Origin of the sequence: Pinirhizobacter sp., from assembly GCF_035317885.1 — a bacterium.
GTDB lineage: Bacteria > Pseudomonadota > Gammaproteobacteria > Xanthomonadales > Rhodanobacteraceae > Pinirhizobacter.
This window is the reverse complement of sequence record NZ_DATHFX010000431.1, coordinates 1-9,163: the sequence shown is the minus strand read 5'-3', so window position 1 is coordinate 9,163 and position 9,163 is coordinate 1. Positions and strand designations below refer to the sequence as shown.

Sequence of the window (9,163 nt, the reverse complement as noted above, 5' to 3'; positions counted from 1 at the left end):
GACCTCCTCACCATTGCCGGCGATGCCTATCTTCCCGTGGATGCCGGATCCATCCCCACCGGGAAGATCACGCCCGTTGCCGGCACAGTGTTCGACTTCCGCACGCCCAAGGTGATCGGCCGCGACATCCGCGACGGCAGGGAGGAACAGCTGATCGACGGCCGGGGTTACGACCACAACTGGGTGATCTCCCGCACCGAGGCACGCGTGCCGCGAGTGGTGGCCCGCGTGCAGGATCCCGCCTCCGGCCGCGTGCTCACGCTCAAGTCCGCACAGCCGGGCCTGCAGTTTTATTCCGGCAATTTCCTCGACGCCACCACGGTAGGCACCGGTGGCCACGTTTACCGCCAGGGCGATGCCTTCGTGCTGGAGCCGCAGCTTTACCCCGACACGCCGAACCAGCCGTCCTTCGGCTCGGCGCGCCTGGAACCGGGCCACGAATACCGCAACCTGATCATCTACGAGTTTTCGGTAAAGAAATAAACGTCCAAGCCGTGCCATGACTGGGGGCCCCGATGGGCCGCCACGGAGCCGGCTTGTCTTCAAAAAAAGGAAAGTCATGAAGCAGTGGTTGTTGATGATCGCGCTGGGCCTGGCCGTGGTGCCGGCAAGCTACGCCGCGGATGCACCGGCGGCGGGTGCGCGCTGGACGCCGCAACAGGCCAAGGCGTGGTACGGCAAGCAGTCCTGGCCGCTGGGCAGCAACTACATGCCGGCCAACTCGATCAACGAGCTGCAGATGTGGCAGGCCGACACGTTCGACGAGGCCACCATCGACAAGGAACTGGGCTGGGCCCAGCAGCTGGGCATGAACACCATGCGCGTGTTCCTGCACGACCTGCTCTGGAAGCAGGACGCCGCGGGCCTGAAGGACCGCATGGACAAATTCCTGGCCATCGCCAGCCGCCACGGCATCAAGCCGATCTTCGTGCTGTTCGATTCGTGCTGGGATCCGGAGCCCAAGCTTGGGCCGCAGCGGCCGCCGATTCCCGGAGTGCATAACTCCGGCTGGGTGCAGAGCCCGGGCGTCGCCATGACCGATCCTTCCCAGTATCCGCGCTTCGAAGCGTACGTGAAGGACATCGTGGGCCACTTCGCCAACGACAAGCGCATCCTTGCCTGGGATGTGTGGAACGAACCGGACAACGCCGGCGGCGGCAACTACAAGCTGCGCGAGCCGAAGGACAAGTTCAACCACGTGGCCGAACTGCTGCCCCAGGTGTTCACCTGGGCCCGCAGCGCCAAGCCCACGCAGCCGCTCACCAGCGGGCTGTGGCATGACGATGACTGGTCCGATGCCTCGAAGCTCAATGCGGTGGAACGCACCCAGCTTGAGCAGTCGGACGTGATCAGCTTCCACAACTACGACTGGCCGGAAGTGTTCGCCTCGCGCGTCAAGCAGCTCTCGGGCTACGGTCGTCCGTTGATCTGCACCGAATACATGGCGCGCGGCGCTGGCTCCACCATCGACGGCATCCTTCCGCTGGCCAAGAAGCTGGACGTCGGCATGGTGAACTGGGGCTTCGTCGACGGCCTTACGCAAACCAAATTCCCCTGGGATTCCTGGAAGAAGCCCTATACCGACGAGCCGCCGGTGCTGTGGTTCCACGACCTGCTGCATCCCGATGGCACGCCGTACCGCCAGCGCGAAGCCGACATCCTGCGTTCGCTGTCGCATGCGCCCCGCGGCGTGGTGCCGGCCGAAGACCAGCTCTATCCCGTTCCTTCGCACAACTAGTGCATCACATTCCCACGCGAGAATCCTCATGAACCGCGCCCTGCTTCGTTCCACCCTGCTCAGCGGCATGATCGCCGCCGCGCTTGCACCGGCCGCGTACGCCGGTGACCAGCCGCCCCCGGCGGATTCCGCCCCGGCTTCATCGTCGAGTACAGCCACGCCTGCCGCCGCCAATCCCGCGGCGAAGACCCAGGCGCAGCGCGAGGCCGAGGCCAGGACCAACGCGGTGAACCTCACCGGCGTCACCGTCACCCCGTTGCGCGACAGCCTGCAGGGTGCGCAGGCGATCAAGCAGAACGCGAAGATGGTGGTGGACTCCATCGTCGCCGAGGACATCGGCAAGCTGCCCGACAACAGCGTGGCCGACGCGCTGCAGCGCGTGACCGGCGTACAGGTTGCCCAGGGCTTCCAGGGCGAGACCACCTCGGTGGTGATCCGCGGCCTGCCCAACGCCGTGACCACGCTCAACGGCCGGGAACTGTTTAGTTCCGGCGGTCGCCAGTTCTCATTCCAGGACCTGCCCGCCACGGCGGTCAGCGGCCTTGATGTGTACAAGTCGACTGACGCCACGATGATCACCGGCGGCATCGCAGGCACGGTGGATATCCGCACCTTCCGTCCGTTCGATTTCGACGGCCTGAAGGTATCGGCCACCGCCAACGAGACCAACCAGAAGTACGGTGCGCATACCGATCCGTCGGCCAGCTTCCTGATCAGCGACCGCTGGAAGACCGACGCAGGTGAATTCGGCGCCCTGCTGAACACCGGCATCAACACGTCGCACTACGACTACAACGTGGCGTACGTGGATTCGAACCTCACCCGCGTGCTCACCGACGGCACCACCAACCCGGTGCGCGATGCCAACGGTAACCTGCTGGTGGCCAGCAACCAGTATGGAGCGAACTACAACATCGGCTATCGCAAACGCCCCGAAGCCAACTACGCGCTGCAGTGGAAACCCAACGACAACACCGAGGTGTACCTGGAAGGCCTGTATACCTGGATCTCCGATCGCTACAACCAGCCGTACTATTTCTCCGGCCCGCAGAACGTGGTGGCACCCTCGCAGTTCACCGCCAGCAGCCACTGCTTCCCCGTCGGAGGCATGGATTCACCCTATGCCGGCCAGACCGTCTGCCCGCTTACCAGCGCGCAGTTCACCGGCAACTACTACGCTGCCACCAGCACCCAGGCGCACGAGGACTGGGGCCACAACATCCAGAATTCGCTGGGCATCAAGTGGCACGGCGACAGTGTGAACCTTTCCTCGGACGTCACGCGCAACTCCGCCGACTACCAGAACCAGCGCTTCGTCATCGATACCTACCTCGATGCCAAGACGCAGCCGCTGACCACCTACTACAACTACCCCAACACCTGGGGCCTGGTGGGCAACCCGCAGCTGAACCCGGCCAACTACTACCTCAACGGCCTGTACCAGCAGTGGAACAACAACACGGCCACGCAGACGGCCTGGCGTTTCGACGGTGACTGGTCGTTCGACGGGGGCATCTTCAACTCGCTGGACTTCGGCGCGCGCTATGCCGATACCACGGCCAAGGCCACCGGTGCGCAGTTCGACCAGGCGCCCCCGGGAGGCGCCTACCTCGCCGATGGTTCGCCCAACCCGCAGAACAACGTGCTGGGCCAGTTCGGTTCGTCCTACTTCTGCAACGTGCCGCGCACCGGCACGGTGCCGGGCAGCGCGCTCACCGGCTGCTACAACTACCTGATCGACAACAAGGACGCGCTGCGCGAGTACTACGGGCTGGCACCGGGCCACCTGGCGGCGCAGCAGGGCCAGTTCTTCGACATCAACGAGAAGACGTATTCGATCTACGCCCAGCTCAACTACGGCGGTGAGATCGGCGACATGCCCTTTGACGGCGTGATCGGCACTCGCTTCGAGAAGACCAACCGCGACCTCAATGCCTTCACCTACGACAGCGCCTCCGCGGCGTACTCGCCGATCGGCCTGTCCACCAGCCAGAAGAACGCGCTGCCCAACGCCACCTTCAACCTGCATTTCCGCGACGACCTGCAGATGCGTCTTTCGGCCGGCAAGACCCTGCAGTACCCGGACTTCACCCAGCTGAACCCGTCGCTGTCGCTTAGCCCGCCCACGGCCAACACCATCGCCACGGGCGGCGGCGGCAACGCGAACCTGAAACCCACCAAGAGCACGAGCTACGACGCCACGCTTGAGTGGTACTTCAGCCCCGTGGGCTCGCTCACCGGCGGCGTGTTCTACCACGACATCACCGGCTACATCGAAAACTATACCTTCGAGCAGGAAATCGGTGGCATCAACTACCTGATCTCCGGCCCGCAGAGCTCAGGTTCCGGCCACCTGGAAGGCGCGGAGCTGGCCTACCAGCAGTTCTTCGACTTCCTGCCCGGCGCCTGGAGCGGCCTGGGCCTGCAGGTGAACTACACCTACATCGACAGCTCGCTGAGCACCCCGTCGATGACGGGCGACGGCTTCATCAAGACGTCTTTCCAGAACGTGTCGAAGAACAACGGCAACGTGGCGTTGATGTACGAGAAGTACGGGTTCTCCGCGCGCCTTGCCTACAACTACCGAAGCAAGTTCCCCGAGTTCTTCCTGGCCGCATCGGGCGTGATCGGCAACAACGCGCAGATGTACGACAAGCCGGCGAACCAGGTGGACCTGTCGGTGAGCTATGACATCAGCAAGAACTTCACCGTGGTGCTGAACGCCACGAACCTGTTCGGCGCCAACTTCCATTCCTATGCGGGCAAGGGCACGACGCTGCCGCAGGACTTCCGCTACCAGGATCGTTCGGTGGGCGCGGGCATTCGTTTCAAGCTGTAACACGGCCACAACTCCGCGAAGGGGCGTCAACAGACCATGGACAAGAGGGGCAAGAGGATGGGACGAGGCAAACGGCGTAGCCTGCTTGTGGCAGGCGCCCTCATGCTTGCGCCGCTCGCGCATGCCGCCTCGTTCACCAACCCGGTGTTCAAGGGGCAGGATCCGTACATCGAGGTCGTGGATGGCACGTATTTCTACAGCGCCTCGGGCTGCGGCATCGCCGACATCTGCGTGAAGCAGTCGCGCTCCCTGACTGGGCTGGCCAAGGCGCCGTGGCAGGCGGTGTGGAAGCACGGTTCCGGTGACACGGCGAACTCCAGGGAGGTCTGGGCGCCGGAACTGCACTTTGTCGACGGCCGCTGGTACGCGTACTACGCCGCCGACGATGGCGACAACGACCATCACCGCCTCTTCGTGCTTGAAGCGGACAAGCCCGGCAAGGCCATCGGCGGCTTCCACGAGGCCGACACCGGCCTGCCCCATGGCCAGGTGAAGCTGTCCGACGATCATTGGGGCATCGACCCCAACGTGTTCACCGCTGCCGACGGCAAGCTTTATCTCACCTGGTCGTGCACCAACCAGGCGGACAGCGCCTTCCCACAGCGCATCTGCCTGGCCGCGCTGCGCGACCCGGTAACGCCCGATGGCCCGGTCGTCTACCTGTCCACGCCCACCGAGTCCTGGGAAACGCGCGACAAGCCGATCCAGGAAGGGCCGGTGGGCTACACGCGCAACGGCCGCACCTACATCACCTATTCGGGCAGCGCGAGCTGGATCCCCAATGACTACGCCGTGGGGCTGCTCTCGCTCAAGCACGGCGGCAACGCGCGCGATGCCGCCGCCTGGGTGAAGTCGGGGCCGGTCTTCGACCACCACGGCACGGTTTACGGGCCGGGTTCGGTGGTGTTCGTACCCTCGCCCGATGGCACGCAGTGGTGGAACGTCTACCACGCCATCGAGCGGCTGGACTGCAAACCCAACGCCTACGCCTGCCGTGACATCCGGATGCAGCCGATGCAATTCGAAGCAAGCGGTGCGCCCGTGCTGGGCGTGCCGATCAACGCTGGCGTGCCCGTCGACCTGCCTTCCGGCGAAACAGCCAGCCCACCTTAGGAAAGCGCATGACACTCAAGGCATGGTTGGCCATGGGTATCGCCATGGCCCTGGGCACCGCACAGGCGCAGGAAGGCCACGAGGTGGCGGTAGGCACCCACCTGGCACCGGGTACCGGCTACGTTTCGGTGGCGCGCTTCGATGATGCGCCGGCGAAGGACCCCAGGCACCTGTTGATGGTGTTCGAACAGGACGGCATGGGCGGTATTCCGCTGTGGGAGAGCCGCGACGGCGGCGACCACTGGACGCACCTGATGGACATCACCGACCAGGCCCACAAGGGCAACGCGAAGTGGCAGCTGCGCTGGCAACCCCACCTCATGCGCATGCAGCGCGCCAGTGGCGGCCTTGCCGCCGGCACGCTGATCCTTTCGGCCAACGCCACCGGCAACGACGAGCACGAGCACGTGGGCACGCAGGACCTCCAGGTCTACGCGTCCACCGACGAAGGCAAGACCTGGACCTACCGCGGCTCGGTGATCAAGGGCGGCGGCAAGCCGTCGGACAAGGACAACAAGGGCGTGTGGGAAACCAACATCCACGTGCTCGATGACGGCCGCATGGTGGCCTATTACTCGTCCGAGCAGCACAAGGCGGAGGGGTACAACCAGGTATTGGCACACAAGCTGTCCACCGACGGCGGCAAGACCTGGGGCAAGGAAGTGCTGGACGTGGCCATCCCCGGCGGTGTGGAGCGGCCGGGCATGGCCATCGTCGAGCGCCTGGGTGACGGGCGCTACGCGATGACCTACGAGAACATCGACGGCCCGCAGAACGGCCAGGTGCAGATCAAGTTCAGCCGTGACGGCCTGGACTTCGGCGACCCGCAGCGCCATGGCGATCCGGTGATCACGCAATCCGGCGCATGGCCCGCGGCCTGCCCGGTGATTCGCTGGTTCCCGGTGGGTGGCCCCGAAGGGGTGATCGTGGTCTCGGCCGAACGTGCCGGCGGCGGTGGTGACGAAGGCGGCCGCGCCTTCTATTTCAACACCGCCTCCGGCCGCGGCCCGTGGTGGGAAGTGCGCGCACCGGTGCAGAAACTCACCGGCAATATCCACGCCGGCTGGACGCAGGCACTCCTCCAGCGCGACGACGGCAGCTTCCTGCATGTCACCTCGTCGTCCTCGCCGCAGGATCCGCTATCGCCCAGGCTCAATGAGATCCTGTACAACACAGCGCCGCTGCGCTTCGACCGCTACGAGGCCGAGGACGCCGCCATGACCAACGCCGTGCCGGTCCCCGACCGCCACGCGTCGAACCTGCGCAAGGCTCGCCTGGGCGCAGGTTCGCAGGCACGCCTGCGCTTCCAGATCAACAGCACGGCGGGTTTGCATACGCTGCGGCTGCGTTTTGCCGATGTCGGTATCGCCGCCACGCCGGCCCTGCGGGTGAACGGCGCGGTGGTTGGGGGTCAGAGTAATTACTCTGACCCCACTGCCAAGGCGTCCGGCTGGAACGTGCTGACAGTGAAGGCACCGCTGCTGGCCGGGTTCAACACCATCGACGTCGATGGCGCGGCCTACGTACAGGACGTGGATTACCTGCAGCTGGATGGTGACGCCGATGCGCCCTGATACCCGCATGCGACTGCTCTGCCTTTGCCTGGGATTCGCCGTAGCCACGCCTGGCGTTGGGGGTCAGAGTAATAACTCTGACCCCGCTCCAGCCAACCCCGCTCCCGGCTATCACAACCCGTTGCTGCCATCGGGGGCGGACCCCTGGGTGACGCAGAAGGATGGCTTCTACTACTACACCAACACCCTCGGCGACCGCATCGACCTGTGGAAGACCACCGACATGGGCAAGCTCGGCGACGCCACGCGCGTCACCGTATGGCGCGCGCCGGCGTCAGGACCCCATTCGTTCTCGATCTGGGCACCGGAACTGCATTTCCTGGACGGCAAGTGGTACCTCTACTACAGCGCATCCGAACGGGCCCATGACGACGATGCCCATCGCCATGTATTCGTGCTGGAGAACTCGTCAAGCGATCCCACGAAAGGCACGTGGGTGGACAAAGGCATGCTCAAGACCGGTTACAACGGCATCGACGGCACCGTCTTCGATCACGGCGGCAAGCGTTACTTCGTGTACTCCGCCTACGTCGGCGACCACAGCGACCTGGTGATCGCGCCGATGACCAACCCATGGACCCTGTCGGACAAACAGGTGGACATTGCAGCACCCACGTTCGAATGGGAAATGCAGGGCGGAAGGAAAATCCTCGAAGGGCCGGAGTTCCTTGCCGGACCCAAGGGGAAGGTTTTCCTGACCTACTCCGCCAGCGCCTGCTGGTCCGACGGTTACTCGCTGGGCCTGCTCACCGCCGATGCAAAGGCCGACCTCACGGACCCCGCGTCGTGGAAGAAATCCCCCACCCCGGTATTCGCCAGCGCCAACGGCGTGTACGCGCCGGGACACAACGGCTTCTTCCAGACACCCGACGGCCGCCACTGGCTGATCTACCACGCCAACGGCGGCCCCGACTGGAAGTGCACAAAGCGCCGCGCGCCACGCATCCAGCCGTTCGATTTCGGTCCCGACGGCACGCCGCGTTTCGGCGCACCGGTGCCCGACACGAAGAACTAGAGGGCGGGATTGAACAAGGTGTGGGTCCTTCCCTTGCGGGCCGGACCTGCAAACAGCGGCGCGAATGCCGCGCGGCGATCCCAGGCCAGCACCAGGTAGACGGCCAGCACGATCCAGTGGATGCCGAAGCCCGCGCGTTCGGACACCGCGTGGTAGCCGAAGATCGCAACCACGGGCGCTGCCAGCAACAACAGGGCGAACGGCACCCAGCGATTGGCCAGCAACAGCAGCCCGGCCACCAGGAAGATCACGCCGATCACCGGCAAGACAAAACCGCTCGCGCCAAGCCCCTGCAGGAAAGCTCGCGCCGCCTCGGCCACCGGTGCCGGCGGCTGCCAGACGTGCGCGAAATGATTGAAGCCGGAGAAGGTAAAGAGCGCTCCCAACAGCGTGCGAAGGACATGGATCGTCCAGCGGTAGGTGGTCGACATGGCATGGAGCCTGAAGAGGTATGAGCCGACCATTTTCCTGCCCTGCCGGACAGACGGCCATTCCGCTTCCGCCCTAGGCCTTAGGACAGGCACACTGCCACGATCCAATGGACTTTACCCCCTTGAGATCGCCTGCAGTGGAGACTAGCTTTTCATCAATGACCGACCCCGTGCCCCCGCTTGTCCACCGAAAGAAGCCCCTGCAGGCACGCTCGGCCATCACTGTTGCCGCGATCGGCGAAGCCGCCATCGAAGTACTCCTGGCCGAAGGGATCGAACGCACCACCACCACCCGGGTGGCCGCGCGCGCCGGCGTGTCGGTGGGTAGCCTCTACCAGTATTTTCCCGACAAGCACTCCCTGCTGGCCGCCGTGTTGGCCCAGCACCTGACCCACGTGGCGATGGCGGTGGAACGCTCATGCACCGAACACCGTGGCGGTAAGGTAGTCGACA

General features: G+C 64.8%; 8 protein-coding genes. 7 read left to right on the top strand and 1 reads right to left on the bottom strand.

Annotation, left to right across the window (positions count from 1 at the left end; genetic code table 11):
- The 6 genes from VK519_RS14230 to VK519_RS14205 all read left to right on the top strand — a co-directional run.
- The coding region (locus tag VK519_RS14230; protein WP_524538997.1) for an aldose epimerase family protein at positions 1 to 483 on the top strand (483 nt) is incomplete at its 5' end.
- 76 nt (positions 484 to 559) lie between these two features.
- The gene (locus VK519_RS14225; RefSeq protein WP_324350820.1) at positions 560 to 1,738 is read left to right on the top strand and encodes a cellulase family glycosylhydrolase; all 1,179 of its coding nucleotides are present in this window, start codon (positions 560 to 562) and stop codon (positions 1,736 to 1,738) included.
- A gap of 28 nt (positions 1,739 to 1,766) precedes the next feature.
- Positions 1,767 to 4,577 carry a TonB-dependent receptor gene (locus tag VK519_RS14220; RefSeq protein WP_324350819.1) on the top strand — a complete coding sequence of 937 codons (2,811 nt, stop codon included), beginning with the start codon at positions 1,767 to 1,769 and terminating at the stop codon, positions 4,575 to 4,577.
- A 102-nt stretch (positions 4,578 to 4,679) separates the two neighbouring features.
- Positions 4,680 to 5,690 (top strand): glycoside hydrolase family 43 protein, encoded by a 1,011-nt coding sequence (locus VK519_RS14215; RefSeq protein ID WP_324350817.1) that lies wholly within the window; start codon positions 4,680 to 4,682, stop codon positions 5,688 to 5,690.
- Positions 5,691 to 5,698: 8 nt separating this feature from the next.
- Entirely contained in the window at positions 5,699 to 7,264 is a 1,566-nt protein-coding gene (locus VK519_RS14210; protein WP_324350815.1) for an exo-alpha-sialidase, read from the top strand.
- Positions 7,265 to 7,271: 7 nt separating this feature from the next.
- Positions 7,272 to 8,279: a glycoside hydrolase family 43 protein gene (locus tag VK519_RS14205; RefSeq protein WP_324350812.1), complete on the top strand. Its 1,008-nt coding sequence runs from the start codon at positions 7,272 to 7,274 to the stop codon at positions 8,277 to 8,279.
- Here VK519_RS14205 and VK519_RS14200 read toward each other — a convergent pair.
- Positions 8,276 to 8,710 (bottom strand): hypothetical protein, encoded by a 435-nt coding sequence (locus tag VK519_RS14200; protein WP_324350811.1) that lies wholly within the window; start codon positions 8,708 to 8,710, stop codon positions 8,276 to 8,278. The genes VK519_RS14205 and VK519_RS14200 overlap by 4 nt on opposite strands.
- 170 nt (positions 8,711 to 8,880) lie before the next feature.
- Between VK519_RS14200 and VK519_RS14195 the strand changes: the two genes are divergently transcribed.
- A partial coding sequence (locus tag VK519_RS14195) for a TetR/AcrR family transcriptional regulator (RefSeq protein ID WP_324350809.1) occupies positions 8,881 to 9,163 on the top strand: 283 nt, incomplete at its 3' end.